The organism is Litoribacillus peritrichatus, assembly GCF_039537985.1.
In the GTDB taxonomy this organism is placed as follows: Bacteria; Pseudomonadota; Gammaproteobacteria; order Pseudomonadales; family Litoribrevibacteraceae; genus Litoribacillus; species Litoribacillus peritrichatus.
Window position 1 is genome coordinate 708,427 of sequence record NZ_BAABBN010000007.1, and the last position, 15,443, is coordinate 723,869.

The following is a 15,443-nucleotide window of genomic DNA, read 5'->3' on the forward strand; positions in this document are numbered from 1 at the left end:
TCGGTGATAAACGGTCGTTTTGGCGGTGGCTGAGGGGCGCTTTAAGCCTCTGAAGGGGCATTTCCGGCCGCCGGAAGGGCATTGGTTGCGGTTAGATGGGCGCTTTCAGCGGTTAAATAGCGACTTCGCACATTTGTAAGCACAGGTCGCATTTATACAATTGAGACGTGGTTTTTCCCATTAGAATTTCTCCAACGTGAAACAAACAACAATATTGTTCTCAATGGAGACATTACATTATGACTGATCAACCTGTAACTCGAGCCCTGTTCGATGAAGTTATGGTGCCAAACTATGCACCAGGTAAAATGATTCCGGTAAAAGGCGAAGGCTCGCGTGTTTGGGATCAGGAAGGTAATGAATACATTGATTTTGCCGGTGGTATTGCCGTCAGTGCTTTGGGTCATGCGCATCCGAAACTGGTTGAAGCGCTGACCAATCAGGCCCAGAACCTTTGGCACGTGAGTAATGTCCTGGCGAACGAGCCTATGTTGCGTTTGGCGAAAAAACTGACGGATCTGACATTTGCCGACAAAGTATTTTTTGCAAACTCAGGCGCGGAAGCCAATGAAGCGGCGTTTAAATTGGCCCGTCGTTATTGCTGGGAAAACTTCAGCCCTGAAAAAAATGAAATCATTGCATTTAACAGCAGCTTCCATGGCCGTACTTTATTTACGGTGTGCGTGGGTGGCCAGGCGAAATACCGTGAAGGGTTCGAGCCTGCGGTGGATGGCATCAGTCATGTCGATTTCAATGACCTGGCGGCGCTGGAAGCCAAAATCTCAGACAAAACCTGCGCGGTGGTGATGGAACCAATTCAGGGTGAAGGCGGCATCAAACCAGCTACTCAAGCGTTCATCGAAGGTGTCCGGGCTCTTTGTGATAAGCATAAAGCGCTGTTGATTTTTGATGAGGTGCAGACGGGCGTAGGCCGGACCGGTCATCTTTACGCTTATCAAAAATACGGTGTGACGCCAGACATTCTGACCACAGCCAAATCCTTAGGCGGTGGCTTCCCGATTGGTGCGATGTTGACGCGCGGTGATATCGCCAAGAGCTTAACCATTGGAACCCACGGCAGTACTTATGGCGGCAACCCAATGGGTTGTGCGGTCAGTGAGGCTTTGTTGGACATCGTAAGTCAGCAGGATGTGTTGGACGGTGTCTTGGCCAAAGCGGAACGTTTCCGTGGCCACCTCGAAAAGATTAACGAGAAGCATCACATCTTTACCGAAGTCCGTGGTGATGGTCTGTTACTGGGTGCCGAGTTAGTGGACGAGTGGAAAGGCAAAGCCAAAGATTTCTTGAATGCGGCCCTCGCGGAAGGCGTGATGGTGCTGGTGGCCGGGCCAAACGTGGTTCGTTTTGCCCCTTCGTTGGTGGTCGATGATGCTTTGATTGATCAAGGTATGGCGGCTTTTGCCAAGGCGGTGGACGGGTTGGTGGGTGCTTAGTGGCGGGTTAATGTCCGTTAGCTACTCTTAATCCAATACTTATCAATAAACGTGGGTGCCGGGTGCAGAACACAGCATTCGGAGCCCGGTTTGGAGGCGCCATGTTAGTTGTTCGTCCGGCAGATCATCAGGACTTGCCGGGAATCGAAAAGCTGGTCACAACCAGTGAAGCTCGGTTGACCACATTGAGTAATCAAAGAGACCAGTTGAGCCAGCGGATAGAGCTGTCGAAGCAGGCGTTTGCGGGTGAACGGAGTGTGGCTGGTAAGGAGCGCTTTCTGTTTGTGATGGAAGAACTCCCCAATGGCAACGCTCAATCCGAAGACGCAACGCCTGATATTATTGGTGTTGCTGGTATTGATGCTTGCGCAGGCAATGGGGCTCCTTTCTACAATTACCGTAAAGACGAATTGATTCATGCGTCTCACCAGCTGGACATTCACAACCGGGTGCCGGTGCTGTATTTAACCCATGAGCTGACCGGTTCGTCGCAGCTTTGCTCGTTGTCCATTCGCCGTGACTACAAGCAGGGCAATGCGCTTGAGTTATTGTCTCGTACCCGATTACTGTTCATCGGTTTATTCCGGGAGCACTTTTCACGGGAAATCATCTGTGAGATTCAGGGTAAGCATACCGATAACGATACCTCTCCTTTTTGGGACAGTTTAGGCCGTCATTTCTTCGGCATGGATTTCAAGTCTGCGGATTATTTTTCAGCGATCAAAACCAAAACCTTCATTGCCGAACTGATGCCTTCTCACCCGATTTATGTGCCTTTGTTAACGGCGGAAGCGCAAAGTGTGATGGGTAAGCCGAATGATGCGGCGTCACCCGGTTATCAGTTGTTATTGCGGGAAGGTTTCCGTGCCAGTAAACACCTGGATATTTTTGATGGTGGCCCAACTTTGCAAGCCCGCTTGGATGATTTGCATACGTTGAATAATTGCCAGTACAAATTTTATAAGGCGTCTGAATCTTCTTCCGCCGGTTCCAAGTACATGATTTGCAACCCGTCGTTGACCGAGTTCCGATGCGTGCTGGCGTCTCTGGAAGATCACGATGATACCGTTCAATTGAACAGTCGACTGGTGGATGCTTTGCAACTTGAAGAGAATGACCGCCTTGCGGTCGTCGCGTTTTAGGGGTCTTTACTATGATGATCATTCGACCGATCGAAACCAAAGATCTCTCAGATTTATTGATGATGGCTAAAAATGCCGGTTCCGGGCTGACGACCTTACCGGCGAATGAAGAGCTGTTGCTGGCCAAAATTGAATCTTCGGTGAACTCCTTCAATCAGAAAACCGAAGAGAGTCACCGCTTTTACATGTTCGCCCTGGAGGATACGACAGCAGGGCGAATTGCCGGTGTGTGTGGCATTGAAGCCGCCGTTGGACTGAACGACGTCTGGTACAACTACCGGGTCAGCACGACTGTAAATGCGTCTTCCGAGTTGGGGATTCACAAACAAACCCCAACCCTGTATTTGACCAATGATATGACCGGTTGCAGTGAACTTTGTTCGTTGTTTCTGGATGCCGACTACCGCAAAGGTAATAACGGTCGTTTGTTGTCTAAATGTCGCTTTTTATTCTTGGCGCAATTTCCGCATTTGTTTCACCAAAAAGTGTTTGCAGAAATGCGGGGCTATTCAAATGAAGAAGGCATTTCGCCGTTTTGGGAGTCTTTGGGACGTAAGTTCTTCTCGCTGGACTTTACCCATGCTGATTATCTGACGGGCATTGGAAATAAGTCGTTCATTGCCGAACTGATGCCAAAGTACCCGATTTATCTTCCGTTTTTATCGGAAGAAGCGCAAGAAACCGTGGGTAAGACCCACGATAACACTCGACCGGCATTGGCCATGCTGAAAAGTGAAGGCTTTAACTTCAATGGGCTGGTGGATATTTTTGATGCAGGCCCTCTGGTTGAGGCGTTCGTCGGCAATATTCGCGCCGTGCGTCAAAGCCGTTTGGTGACAATAGAAGTGGGGACCGCTGAGGATTTTGATGAAAACGACCGTGACCCGCTGATCATTGCCAATACCCATTACCAGGACTCGCGTGCGGGCTTGGTGTCTAAACAGGCCTTGGTGGGTAAACGTTTGCTCATCAATAAATCTCAAGCCGACAGCCTAAAACTTAAAACGGGTGATCAGGTGCGTATTCTGAGCTTGAGAGAATCCACGCATACTAAAACTTCCACTCATTCTAAAATTTCCAATTAATGTGAACAGGAGCAGTTACATGGAACCGAAACAACTCATTAATGGCCGCTGGGTTGAAGGCCAGGGTGAAACACTCAATTCTATAAACCCTGTTTCACAAAAAGTCGTGTGGCAAGGCAGAACCGCTACCGTTGAACAGGTGGATGCCGCTGTTGATGCGGCGCGTGCCGCTTTTCCGGTTTGGCGAAGAACATCGCACGAAGACAAGCTCTCGGTCGTTCGTCGTTTTGCCGAGCTGTTGGGCGAAAACAAAGAACATTTGGCGGAGTGCATCGGCGTTGAAACCGGTAAACCGCTTTGGGAATCCGCCACTGAAATCGGAGCCATGATCGGCAAGATTGAGATTTCAGTAAAAGCGTATGAAGATCGTACCGGCACGCACGAAAGCGACGTGGCAGCCGGCCATGCGGTGTTGCGTCATCGTCCTCATGGGGTTGTGGCTGTGTTTGGCCCTTACAATTTTCCGGGGCACTTACCTAACGGACACATAGTTCCGGCGCTTTTGGCGGGTAATACCGTGGTATTTAAGCCAAGTGAACAAACGCCAATGGTGGCGGAAGAAGTATTAAAGCTTTGGGTCAAAGCCGGTTTGCCGGAAGGCGTGATTAACCTGGTTCAGGGGGCGAAAGAAACGGGCATTGCTTTGGCCGGGCATCCGGACATTGATGGTTTGTTCTTTACTGGCAGCTCCGCAACGGGCCACATTCTGCACAAACAATTTGCCGGTGAACCGGGCAAAATTCTGGCGTTGGAAATGGGCGGCAACAATCCGTTGATCGTACATAACCCGGAAAACATTGATGCTGCCGTTCATCATACGGTGTTCTCTGCTTTTGTCTCGGCCGGTCAGCGCTGTACTTGTGCCCGCCGTTTGTTTGTCCCGAACACGCCTCAAGGCGATGCGTTTCTGGCGAAACTGGTCGAAGTGACTCAAAAAATCAAAGTGGGTGATTACAACGAAAAAGAGCAGCCGTTTATGGGCGCACTGGTTTCAATGCCTGCCTCGGACGTGATTCTGAACGCCCAACAAAACTTGCAGCAATTGGGTGGACAATCTTTACTCAAAGTAGAGCGTTTGCAAGAAGGCACGGCCTTGTTGTCGCCGGGGATCATTGATGTAACCAACGTAGAAAACCTACCGGATGAAGAATATTTCGGGCCTTTGCTGAGTGTGATTCGATACGATGATTTTGAAGATGCGCTCGAAGGTGCCAACAACACGAGTTACGGTTTGTCGGCAGGTTTGTTGTGTGATGATCCGGATCTTTATGAGCAATTCCTGGATGAGATCCGGGCAGGTATTGTGAACTGGAATAAGCCTCTGACGGGCGCAAGCAGTGCAGCACCGTTCGGTGGGATCGGCGCCAGCGGTAACCACAGAGCCAGTGCGTATTATGCAGCGGATTACTGTGCATACCCGATGGCATCGTTGGAAGATGAAAGCTTATCCGTACCAGCAACATTATCTCCGGGATTAAGCCTGTAAGGCTGATCGGTGGCGGTGAATAAGGATTCAATATGTCAGCGTATGAAGTGAATTTTGATGGGTTGGTGGGGCCAACTCATAATTACAGTGGGTTGTCTTACGGTAATGTTGCCTCTGAAAGCAACATTAAACAGACGTCGAACCCGAGAGAAGCCGCATTGCAAGGTCTTCAGAAAATGAAGGCGCTGCATGATTTAGGTTTTAAACAAGGCTTATTACCACCTCAAGAGCGCCCCAGCATAGAAACGCTTCGGGCGTTGGGCTTCACCGGCTCCGACAGTCAGGTGCTGGCCAGTGCAGCGGTTCAGGAACCGATTGTGCTGGCGGCAGCCAGCTCTGCGTCTTGCATGTGGACAGCGAACGCCGCGACGGTGTCACCCAGTGCTGATACTCAAGATGGAAAAGTGCACTTCACAGCGGCCAACCTGAACGCCAAAGTGCATCGCTCGATTGAGCATGAAACCACGACCCGCATTTTGGAATCAATTTTTAAAGACGATCATTACTTTGCCCACCATCCGGCATTGCCTGCTGTGGCACAATTCGGTGATGAAGGTGCGGCCAATCATACCCGTTTTTGCGGCAGTTACGATCAACCGGGCGTGGAAATGTTCGTTTATGGGCGCGAAGCGTTTCGTGAAAGCGCGCCAGCACCAAAGAAATATCCGGCACGACAAACGTTGGAAGCGTGTCGGGCCATTGCCCGGCTACATGGTTTATCAGCTGACCAAGTGGTGTATGCCCAACAGAAGCCGGAAACCATTGACGCAGGTGTGTTTCATAATGACGTGATTGCGGTCGGTAACGGCAACGTACTTTTCTATCACGAAGAAGCGTTTATGAACTCGCATCAAGTGATGGAAGAAATAGACCGTAAGTTGGTACACGCTAACTTTGTGCCTGTGATGGTAACGAACAAAGACCTGAGTGTTCAGGATGTGGTGCGATCTTATCTGTTCAACAGCCAGCTGCTGAGCCACGATGATGGTTATATGACCTTGGTGGTGCCACATGAATGCCGTGAAGTACCGGCGGTGTCTAATTATTTAGACGCGCTGGTTACGATGAATACCCCGATCAAACAAGTGAAGGTATTTGACCTCAAACAGAGTATGCAGAATGGCGGTGGGCCTGCTTGCCTTCGATTGCGTGTGGCACTGAACCAGACCGAACTGTCGGCAGTTCACCAAAACGTCCTTATGTCGGATGCGCTTTATGACAGCTTGGTGGCTTGGGTAGAGAAGCATTATCGCGATCGTGTGTCGCCGGAAGAACTGGCCGATCCGAACCTTTTGGTGGAATCCCGAACGGCGTTGGATGAGTTAACTCAGCTTTTGAAACTGGGTTCAATTTACCCATTCCAACGAGGCTAACAAATTCTTTTAGGTTTGTGCTCAAACCGTTTGCCCACCTCAGCAATGACGTGGGCTTTTTTGTGTTTGTTTTTTGATCATAATCAAGTGTGTCAAAGTGTAAAAATTGTAAGCTTTTGTAGACTGTACTTTTTAGTTAATTAGTGTGACTTAGTTCAAATTTTGAGCTGAAATCTTTGACCTGCTTAGGCTATCGCGCGGTATTATCGTATGCTCGTCTGATAAATATAATGTCCCGTTTTATAAGATGTTTTTATAAATAAAATCGAACGGGAAGCACTATGCATGCCGTTTTTGGTGGAAGGTTTTGCCGATAATTGGCATAAAGGTAGATAGGCGGTTTGGACATTTCATGGAAGTCACTATATCCTTGCTGCCCGTTTATTGATCAACTTCTCTTTAGCGCCGATTAAAGAAGGTTGCCACTAGAGTCCATATAATTGTACAGGGATCGTTCCATGTCACAAAAAGGTTTTACATTAGTTGAGCTTATGGTCGTTTTGGCCGTAGTTGCTGTTACTTTTACCTTTGCCATTCCTGCAATGAAAACAATCATTCAGAACAACAATGTCAGTGGAGAAACCAATAGGTTGGCTGCGTCGATTCGTTATGCCAGAAGTGAAGCCGTAACGCGTAATCAAATCATCACTCTTTCAAACAAAGGCGGCATTTCACAGTGGCGTGGCGGCTGGGAGATATTTGTTGATGCTTCCGGTGGTAATTCTCACTACAAGGCTTCTGAAGATGTGTTGGTACGAAGGGAAGTTGATGCACACCCGACGGTGAGTCTGAAGAGCACAAAAGATGGCGAAAACTGGTTAAGCTTCAACGCAGATGGCTCGTTGAGAGAAAACAATGATGTGACCTTCTTTGTATGTGATTCCAAGCAATCTGTCCTGGGAAATGCGATCACTATTTCACGAACTGGCCGAGTCATGGTAAGAGGAAACATCGCTCATGTTGATTGTAAAAAGTAAATTGAGTGTGGGAACACGTCAATCAGGGTTCAGTATGACTGAAATACTGATTACCTCCTTAATCCTTGCCGTCGGTTTATTAGGTTTAGCCGCAATGCAGGCAAACGCTTTGAGAGGCAGCCTGGACAGTGGTCAACGTGGTAAAGCCATATGGTTGACACAAGAATTGGCCGAGCGTATGCGAAGTAATCCGGACGGTATATCCCAGAACGATTATATAACCGCATCTGATAATGCGAATTTATGCGCTGCTGCGCCCGCGCGCCTATGCAGTGACTATTACGATCAGGCAACGGGTAAGAAGGTTACTGTTGCTAATACTTGTAATGCGCAACAAATGGCAACGTATGATTTGTGGGAGCTTCGTTGTGGATATACAAACAAGGATGAGAATAAGAGCAGCCTGAGAGATTTTATGGCAGTAGACAACTCTTCTGTTTTAAGTGTCTCCTGCGATGCTGATCCTTGCCAATCCGCTTCAACCTATACCATCAACTCGACTTGGTTGGGTAGAGGTGAGGGTAAAGCGAATGACGCTAAAAATTATAACCAGAGCATCAGTCTTGATTTCAGACCTTAATAACGGAGTAGTGATTAGTGATTAAGAATTTAAAAATCAAAACTCTGTCGCAGAATGGTATGACCTTAGTTGAGTTAATGATTGCTATGCTGCTGGGGCTTATTCTGACTGCCAGCTTGGTTCAGGTGTTTTTAGCCAATAAGCAAACATTTATGATGGCCGACTTTTTGGGCAGAGCTGAAGAAAATGGCCGTTATGCAATGAATATTCTAACAGATGATATTCGAATGGCTGGTTACTCTTCCGGGGACCCGGTTATCGATCTTATGCCGAATGCCATTTTGGGTGAGAACAGAGATTTGATCGCAGATACCGTGAGTGCAAGTTCGGATTGCAACGTAACTGAAGGATGGTGTACGCGCAATGGTGATGAGTCTGTCAACCCTATGACGGATGCAACGGACGCCGCCAGAACCCAATTGATTGCAGGCAGCGATCGGATTGCTTTGCAATTCGACCCAGTTGATGACAGAGATTGTACCGGTGTGGCGACGCCAAGCGCTTCTTCCGTGATTGCGAATGTGTATTGGGTGGCAAAAGACAGTGCAAACGATGATATGCCGACTTTGTATTGCAGAGGTTATGATCCGGACACTAAAACATGGATGGTAAACAGTACTGCCCAACCTTTGGTGGCGGGTATAGATACTTTACAAGTACTGTATGGTGAAATCTCGGGCACGGGCATTGATGGTGATCCTAACCGTTTTCTTTTTCGTTATATTTCGGCGGATCGTGTAACCGACTGGCGAAAGATTAAACGCGTTCGAATCGCCGTATTGGCGCGGGCCAATGGCGAAGGCAGCGGGAATCGATCGCAAAAAAGTTATGCCGTATTGGACGCCGGTTTATTCACATTTACGGATACCAGAACGCGGGTTTTATACGAAACGACCGTCAGTATGAATAACGTTAACGCCGTCAGCGCAATTGTAAACGAGAACATATAACATGATGAACAAGCCTATGAATACCATGAAGAATCAACAAGGCTCTGTGTTGTTATTTTGTCTGGTTATTTTATTTGTACTGACGGTGTTGGCTGTTTCTACCATGAGCACTTCTCTGTTAGATGAAAAAATGGCGAAGAACGTTCAAATTCGTCAGAGTATCTTTCAGGCCACTCAGACTGAGTTGCATAGCCAGGTTGATTACTACGAAAGATTCGATTATCAGTGGCTGTATAATGCGGTGGATTTATGGCTAAAAAGTCCAAATCCAAAAGCTTGGTTGAATGCGCCTGTTGCTGTACAGCCGCCCTTAGAATCAGCTCAAAGCGGGATGACTAAAACAGTGGCGCTGACTTTCACCGGCGAAATGGTTGCTCCGGGTTCCTCATTTGGGAAATTCACTGGATACGGTTACGACTTGAGAAGTTCAACCACGCTGAATAACAGCAATATTACGTCTGATCAATCCCAGGGGATGATTCTGATCGTACCTCAAGAATAAAACGAAAAAATTATAAATAGGCCGGGTTTTATGGATTAAGCCGGGACCTGTAAGACTTTCAACAGAATTATTGAATAGTGATTAAGGGTAGAAACTTATGAACGTAAGGACATTTACACGAGCAATTTCTGCGTGCGTGTTTCTGGTATTGATGGTGCCGGGTTTGGTGAGTGCAGAAAATAACCTAGAGGGCTATGGTGCTCCTCTTGAAGAGGTTTACGAAATCGCAAGTATAAAGGTTGGCCTTTCATCAGGAGGAAAAAGTGGTCTTTTGTATGTGAGTACCTGTCAAAGTTGTCCAGATAAAATTTTATTGTTTGATGAGACATTGGAAATAAAGAAGAACGGAAAGATTAGCAATGATCTTAGAGAATTAGAAAATATAAGTCGTTCTGCAACAGGGGTGATTTTTGATCCTCTTACCAAAACTGCACGAATGATAATGATCTACTAGGTCTCTAAGGGTGAAGTTCATGACTAATCTAAAATATAGTGTAATGCCAAAGTTAGTGGCTTTTTTATTAGTGTTGCTTTCCTCTGGTGGAGTAACTGCGGATGATACAGAGATTTATGTAGCTCCTTCCAATGGCGTGAAATCAAATGTCCTCTTGCTTATTGATACGTCAGGTAGTATGGATGGTAAAGTGCGAATTACCAATCCAGATACTTATGGAAGTGAGTACACGCCGATTCCGTCCTACATCTCTTCGCAGTATCATACCCCGTTTAACCATAAAGACTATAAAGCTTTAACTCGGATGCAGTTGGTTAAAGATGTTGCTACTGATTTGATTTTAAAAACAGACAAAATCAATATTTCTCTCATGGAGTACAATAAAATAGCAGGGGGGAAAGTTTCTTTAGCTTCTGAAGATATTGATCTGGTAGATGCTAATGGAGTGGCAACAACCAAAAAAGAATTTATTGAAAAACTTTATAATTTTGGGACACCTAATTGGACTCCATTGAGTGAAGCCTATCATGAAGCTGCATTATACTATATGGGTAAACCCCCAAAGTATCATAATACAAGTGATGAGACAGGCTATTATAATCGAGATGGTGATTGGGTAAGGGTTATACAGAGTGCAAGTTCATCTAAAAGTGTTCAGTCTTCTCTTAATAATGGTACATATAGGTCTCCAATTATTAATGAATGCCAACTTGATAATAATATAATTGTTTTCACTGATGGAGCTCCTACATTTGATGAGGGCTCTAACTCAGATATTCAAACTTTATATAAGAGTGTTGGATCTACTGGTGATGGGTTGAGTGCAAGCTGCAGTGGTAATGGCGGCTGCATGGATGAACTGGCTTATTACCTTCGTAATACTGATGTAATTGATAACTCAAAGCTTGATAAAACTCAGAGAATAACAACCTATCCAATAGGGTTTGGCTTTAAAGAAGGTAGTAATGAAGAAAAGCTACTTAATTCTGTAGCCAGACATGGTCAAGATGACCCTAATGCTAAGGCATATACGCCATCAGGCGCAGCGGGTTTGAGCGCTGCTTTACAAGACATTTTTAATGAAATCCAAGATAAAGCCGCGACCTTTACTGCACCGGTGGTTTCCATTAATGCTGCAAACCGTCTTGAGCATAGAGAGGAGGTGTATTTCGCGCTATTCAAGCCTCAGAGTGAGGCTCAGTGGGTAGGTAATATTAAGCGTTATAGAATTGATGCTTCTGGCACCATTACGGACGTAAATAAAAATGATGCCGTGGATGAGGATACTGGCTTTTTTAAAGACAATGCTAAATCTTGGTGGTCTTCTGAAACAGATGGCAAGACGGTAAGTAAAGGTGGTGCCGCTGAGAATTTAACTGCTAACAGAACGGTTTATACCAATACTGGATCTTCGTCCGATTTATCCGACTCTTCAAATGCGCTTTCCTACTCGAACAGTGATTTAACCAAAGAAATGCTGCGTATTGCTGACGAGACAGATGCTTATCATAAGAAGCTGTTAGATTGGGCGGGAGGTAAGAATGATTCAGGGGCTGCTTCACATTATTTGGCAGACCCGCTGCACAGTCAGCCAGTCGTAATTGGTAAGACCTTGTATTACGGCGATAACATGGGTTACCTGCACGGTATTAATACTGAAGACGGCACAGAGCGTTTTGCCTTCATACCTCAAGACTTACTGCCAAATCTAAAAAAGTATTATGAGAATCAAGTCGGCCTTGGCAAAGTTTATGGCCTGGATGGTGATATCACACCTATTACAGTTAATAACCGAACTTACCTGATTGTAGGTATGCGCCGTGGTGGTCATAACTATTATGCGGTGGATGTGACGGGCGATACCTCAAAACCTGTGCTTAAGTGGGTTATTAATGGCGAAACAGGTGATTTTGCAGAGCTGGGTCAAACCTGGTCTAAGCCAACGGAAGGCCTGGTGAAAGTGAATGGCACAGAAAAACAAGTACTGATTTTTGCCGGTGGTTACGATCGAAATCAAGACCCTGCCTATACAAATGTTGACCCTTTTGAATTGGCAAAAAGGCAGCAAGCCGTTAAAGATGCCCAAGAAGCTGTGAACGCTAAAATTTCTGCGATTGGTTCTGCTGCAGCGTCCGCTGATGCTGTTATAGCAAATAAACAATCTGCTTTAGATCAAGCAGAGCAGGATGTTATTGACCGAAAGGCCGATTTTGATTTAGCCGTTCAGTTAGTGGCTGATAAACAAAAAGCATTGGATCAAGCTAAAGGGGCTGATCCTGAACTTCAAGAGAAGTTAAATCAAGCGAATAATGAGTTACAGATTGCTAAGGATAATGTTGCTGAAAAACAAATAGAAATAGACATAATTAATCAATGGTTTGATGATAATCCTTGGGCATGGCTCTTTGAACGGGATAAGTACACAAAAAAGCGCAATGAACTCAACCAGCTTCGCCAAGAGTTAGAAACATTAGAAAATATAGAGCAAGAGAAGCAATATATTGTTTATGATCTGGAAGATCAAATTTCTGGAGGTGGGGATGTTTCAGAGGAAGAAGAGGCTCTTAAGAGAGCTAAAGAAGCGCAGGAACGAGCTGATCAGGCCCATAAAGATGCAATTGATTTAGCTAGAGAAGCTAAAGGTGACCTTGAAGAGGCTATTCAGGATAAGGAAGATCATCTAAAAATATTAGATGAAGAGCTAGTCGTTTTACGTGATAGATTAGCGGATAGTGAGGACGCTCTGGATGAAATATCTGGCGGGGTAAAAACTGAAAAAGATACCATTGGCCGAGCAGTGTTCGTGGTCGATGCTGCGACAGGTCAGAGACTATGGTCTGCCGGACCGGATGCATCGCACGATTTAAGAATGACGGGGATGGATTACAGCTTCCCGGCTGATTTAACATTGGGTGACTTGGATAACAATGGCTTAACCGATTTTGTAGTGGCCGCTGATGTTCGCGGTGGCGTATGGCGTTTTGATTTTGTTGAAGATGACTTGTCAAAAGCGCGCGGCGGCAAAATTGCAGACTTAGGCAATGGCAGCTCAACTAACCCAGCGCGATTCTACAATCGCCCGGATGTGGCATTATTCAACCCAAGAGGTGGCGCTTCATTCAGAGTGAACTTTGCCCCATCCACCAGAGATGACTTACCGTCCGATGCGAGTGATGAGGAAAGAGAAGCGCCTCCTAAGGGCTCTGCGTTCCTGACTATTTCACTGGGTTCAGGTTATCGGGCACACCCTCTGACCACCGATGATTCAGATAAGTTCTTCTCGATTTGGGACCCGTATGTGACTGAGCTACCGCCAAAGAACTATGAGTATGTGGCTGTAAGAGAAGATGATTTAGAATTGAAAAGTACGCACTTGCTAACCAGAACGGATTTATACGATGCGTCCAGCAACTTACTTCAGACAGGCACAGGGGATACAGCTACAACGAAAGGGACCAAGTCCATCGCACGAGACAATTTAAAGTCTAAAAACGGTTGGTACTTTGCGATGCAGGCCAATGAAAAGGTGTTGTCTGACTCGCTCACCTTTAATGGTACTTTGTTCTTTACCGCCTTTACGCCAAAAAATGCGACGGAAACCTGTGGTACCGACTTAGGCAGTAACCGGGCTTATGCTGTCAATGTGATCGATGCAACGGCTGTATTTGCCTTGGATGATGAGGGTGAATTCATTACTAACAATAGTTCCGGTACGGTTGATCGTATGATGACTTTGAAGCAGCAAGGCATTGCGGCTGATCCGAGTGTCATCTTTACACCGAAGGAGTCAGAAGTTTCTAAGGGTGAAGACGGTACAACGGAAAAGGTTAAGACAACCAGCCCGATTCTGTGCTTTGGCCCTTACTGTACGGATATTGTGAACAACACACCTTTGATGACAACGTATTGGTTAGAATATGAATAAATCAATGATGAAAGGTTTTACCTTAATTGAGCTGTTAATTGTGGTTGCGCTTCTGGGGATTATCGCAGCGGTTGCCTTGCCTTCATATAATGAGCAAGTGACGGTGAATAAGCGAACGGAAGCGCGCCAGTTACTGACGAGTGTGATGCAGGCTCAGGAGCGTTATTACACAGAGGGGTTTCACTTAACGTATGTGACGGACTTAACTAAATTAGGTTATAACGTTGCAACGAACTTACCGTCTGAAAATGGTGTGTATAAGTTAAAAGCCAGTAAGTGTAATGAAGTAGCACCGAACAATGAACTAACCGGGTGTGTTTTATTGACTGCCGTACCGCAAGGAAGTCAAAGTGGCGACGGGAATTTAACCTTGGATAGTTTAGGTAATCGGAACTGGTAAATACCTTTGCTAGTAAGATAATTAGCTAAGACATAAATAGCCCACCTCTGCAATGACGTGGGCTTTTTTGTGTTTGGCGATCAGGCTCTTGTCTTCAACTTACTTTTCGTCAAATTTAAAACTTGGCAAGTTGGTGGTCGCCATAATTCTTAATACGGCACTGACCATGAAAAAGAACAGGGTTGAAGCCAGCATACTGGCCTTGTAGACCTTTGAGGCATCTTCACCGGCAAAGGCGAGCAACACCCCGCACACGATCATAGCGATGAAACAAAGGACGGCAGCAACGCCTGAGATTTTTTGGAGTATGTGTTTCTTCGCTTGCTTGGGAGGCATAAGGTCTACCAATTTCATCTTGAATGGCTGTTTAGTGTACAGCGTTCAATGACGAGGAAATTGATAGGCATCAAGGAAAAGGTCGATGCTTGATTTGAAATACCTCGACGGGCGGTTAAACTTTACGGCCGTTCCAAACCACTTTTCCTGCTATGCGGTGTTGCTCTGCATTCTGCGGGTCAATGGTCCATGAAGGGTATTCCGGGTTGTCGCTGATGACGTTTAATGCGTTTTTGTCAGCTTTCAAACGCTTGGTCATCAAGCCATCTTCGGTATGAATCAGGTAAATGCCTTCGCGATTGACCTGTTGTTGGGACATGTCCACCAGAATCATGTCGCCGTCTTCAAGTGTGGGTAACATGCTGTCGCCGTTGACGGTGACAAACGCAAGGTCATCAGAAGACACTCGTAAATGGGAAGATAACCAGCTTTTGTTGAAGCCGAAGTTCTCGACGGCTTCCTCACTCTGCACCAGAGTACCCGAACCCGCACTGGCTTCGACATCAAACATAGGCGCAAATACCAGGTCTTTACTGGACATTGTCCCTGCCTTTTGCGCAGAGCTTTCTTCCCCAGTCAGTAGCCAGTTCAGGTCCACTTTGAACTCGTCGTATAGCGCTTGCAGATAAGCCATCGAAGGACGACTCATCCCACGGCAAATCTTATAAATATGGGACGCGGACTTGCCGGTTAACTCCGCAAACTGCTTTTTATTTCCTTGGCACAGTTGATCGACCACTAATTGAAAACGACGAGAAAAGGGCGTGCTCATACAGCTA

The 15,443-nt window shown here is 46.2% G+C and carries 14 protein-coding genes; 12 read left to right on the plus strand and 2 right to left on the minus strand.

Annotation, left to right across the window (positions count from 1 at the left end; genetic code table 11):
- The first annotated feature begins 239 nt into the window (after window positions 1-239).
- The 12 genes from ABD744_RS12830 (at window position 240) to ABD744_RS12885 (ending at window position 14,328) form a co-directional block, all read left to right on the plus strand.
- A complete protein-coding gene (locus ABD744_RS12830) occupies window positions 240-1,454 on the plus strand; it encodes an aspartate aminotransferase family protein (RefSeq protein ID WP_344798902.1) in 1,215 nt (404 codons plus the stop codon).
- 101 nt (window positions 1,455-1,555) lie between these two features.
- Complete coding sequence (locus ABD744_RS12835; RefSeq protein WP_344798903.1) at window positions 1,556-2,596, plus strand: arginine N-succinyltransferase; 1,041 nt, start codon at window positions 1,556-1,558, stop codon at window positions 2,594-2,596.
- Between the two features lie 11 nt (window positions 2,597-2,607).
- Window positions 2,608-3,681: an arginine N-succinyltransferase gene (astA, locus tag ABD744_RS12840; protein WP_344798904.1), complete on the plus strand. Its 1,074-nt coding sequence runs from the start codon at window positions 2,608-2,610 to the stop codon at window positions 3,679-3,681.
- A 19-nt stretch (window positions 3,682-3,700) separates the two neighbouring features.
- The gene (gene astD / locus ABD744_RS12845) at window positions 3,701-5,167 is read left to right on the plus strand and encodes a succinylglutamate-semialdehyde dehydrogenase (RefSeq protein WP_344798905.1); all 1,467 of its coding nucleotides are present in this window, start codon (window positions 3,701-3,703) and stop codon (window positions 5,165-5,167) included.
- Between the two features lie 32 nt (window positions 5,168-5,199).
- A complete protein-coding gene (gene astB, locus ABD744_RS12850) occupies window positions 5,200-6,540 on the plus strand; it encodes an N-succinylarginine dihydrolase (RefSeq protein WP_344798906.1) in 1,341 nt (446 codons plus the stop codon).
- Between the two features lie 458 nt (window positions 6,541-6,998).
- A complete protein-coding gene (locus tag ABD744_RS12855) occupies window positions 6,999-7,517 on the plus strand; it encodes a GspH/FimT family pseudopilin (protein ID WP_344798907.1) in 519 nt (172 codons plus the stop codon).
- On the plus strand, window positions 7,498-8,097 hold the full coding sequence (gene pilV, locus ABD744_RS12860) for a type IV pilus modification protein PilV (RefSeq protein ID WP_344798908.1): 600 nt from the start codon (window positions 7,498-7,500) through the stop codon (window positions 8,095-8,097). The genes ABD744_RS12855 and pilV overlap by 20 nt, the downstream gene beginning before the upstream one ends.
- Window positions 8,098-8,114: 17 nt before the next feature.
- The gene (locus ABD744_RS12865) at window positions 8,115-9,047 is read left to right on the plus strand and encodes a PilW family protein (protein ID WP_344798909.1); all 933 of its coding nucleotides are present in this window, start codon (window positions 8,115-8,117) and stop codon (window positions 9,045-9,047) included.
- A 1-nt stretch (window position 9,048) separates the two neighbouring features.
- Complete coding sequence (locus tag ABD744_RS12870) at window positions 9,049-9,549, plus strand: pilus assembly PilX family protein (RefSeq protein WP_344798910.1); 501 nt, start codon at window positions 9,049-9,051, stop codon at window positions 9,547-9,549.
- A gap of 97 nt (window positions 9,550-9,646) precedes the next feature.
- Window positions 9,647-10,003, plus strand: a complete 357-nt coding sequence (locus ABD744_RS12875) for a hypothetical protein (protein WP_344798911.1) — start codon at window positions 9,647-9,649, stop codon at window positions 10,001-10,003.
- A 19-nt stretch (window positions 10,004-10,022) separates the two neighbouring features.
- A complete protein-coding gene (locus ABD744_RS12880; protein ID WP_344798912.1) occupies window positions 10,023-13,928 on the plus strand; it encodes a pilus assembly protein in 3,906 nt (1,301 codons plus the stop codon).
- Entirely contained in the window at window positions 13,921-14,328 is a 408-nt protein-coding gene (locus tag ABD744_RS12885) for a type IV pilin protein (RefSeq protein ID WP_344798913.1), read from the plus strand. Before ABD744_RS12880 ends, ABD744_RS12885 begins: the two co-directional genes overlap by 8 nt.
- Before the next feature lie 99 nt (window positions 14,329-14,427).
- Here ABD744_RS12885 and ABD744_RS12890 read toward each other — a convergent pair whose 3' ends face one another.
- Both ABD744_RS12890 and ABD744_RS12895 read right to left on the minus strand, forming a co-directional pair.
- The gene (locus tag ABD744_RS12890) at window positions 14,428-14,664 is read right to left on the minus strand and encodes a hypothetical protein (protein ID WP_344798914.1); all 237 of its coding nucleotides are present in this window, start codon (window positions 14,662-14,664) and stop codon (window positions 14,428-14,430) included.
- A gap of 115 nt (window positions 14,665-14,779) precedes the next feature.
- Window positions 14,780-15,436: an XRE family transcriptional regulator gene (locus ABD744_RS12895; RefSeq protein WP_344798915.1), complete on the minus strand. Its 657-nt coding sequence runs from the start codon at window positions 15,434-15,436 to the stop codon at window positions 14,780-14,782.
- Between the last annotated feature and the right edge of the window lie 7 nt (window positions 15,437-15,443).

Excerpts from the sequence above, each read along its gene's own strand:
- ABD744_RS12830 (WP_344798902.1), top strand. The coding sequence starts at position 240 with ATGACTGATCAACCTGTAACTCGAGCCCTGTTCGATGAAGTTATGGTG.
- ABD744_RS12835 (WP_344798903.1), top strand. The coding sequence starts at position 1,556 with ATGTTAGTTGTTCGTCCGGCAGATCATCAGGACTTGCCGGGAATCGAA.
- astA (WP_344798904.1), top strand. The coding sequence starts at position 2,608 with ATGATGATCATTCGACCGATCGAAACCAAAGATCTCTCAGATTTATTG.
- astD (WP_344798905.1), top strand. The coding sequence starts at position 3,701 with ATGGAACCGAAACAACTCATTAATGGCCGCTGGGTTGAAGGCCAGGGT.
- astB (WP_344798906.1), top strand. The coding sequence starts at position 5,200 with ATGTCAGCGTATGAAGTGAATTTTGATGGGTTGGTGGGGCCAACTCAT.
- ABD744_RS12855 (WP_344798907.1), top strand. The coding sequence starts at position 6,999 with ATGTCACAAAAAGGTTTTACATTAGTTGAGCTTATGGTCGTTTTGGCC.
- pilV (WP_344798908.1), top strand. The coding sequence starts at position 7,498 with ATGTTGATTGTAAAAAGTAAATTGAGTGTGGGAACACGTCAATCAGGG.
- ABD744_RS12870 (WP_344798910.1), top strand. The coding sequence starts at position 9,049 with ATGATGAACAAGCCTATGAATACCATGAAGAATCAACAAGGCTCTGTG.
- ABD744_RS12875 (WP_344798911.1), top strand. The coding sequence starts at position 9,647 with ATGAACGTAAGGACATTTACACGAGCAATTTCTGCGTGCGTGTTTCTG.
- ABD744_RS12880 (WP_344798912.1), top strand. The coding sequence starts at position 10,023 with ATGACTAATCTAAAATATAGTGTAATGCCAAAGTTAGTGGCTTTTTTA.
- ABD744_RS12885 (WP_344798913.1), top strand. The coding sequence starts at position 13,921 with ATGAATAAATCAATGATGAAAGGTTTTACCTTAATTGAGCTGTTAATT.
- ABD744_RS12890 (WP_344798914.1), bottom strand. The coding sequence starts at position 14,664 with ATGCCTCCCAAGCAAGCGAAGAAACACATACTCCAAAAAATCTCAGGC.
- ABD744_RS12895 (WP_344798915.1), bottom strand. The coding sequence starts at position 15,436 with ATGAGCACGCCCTTTTCTCGTCGTTTTCAATTAGTGGTCGATCAACTG.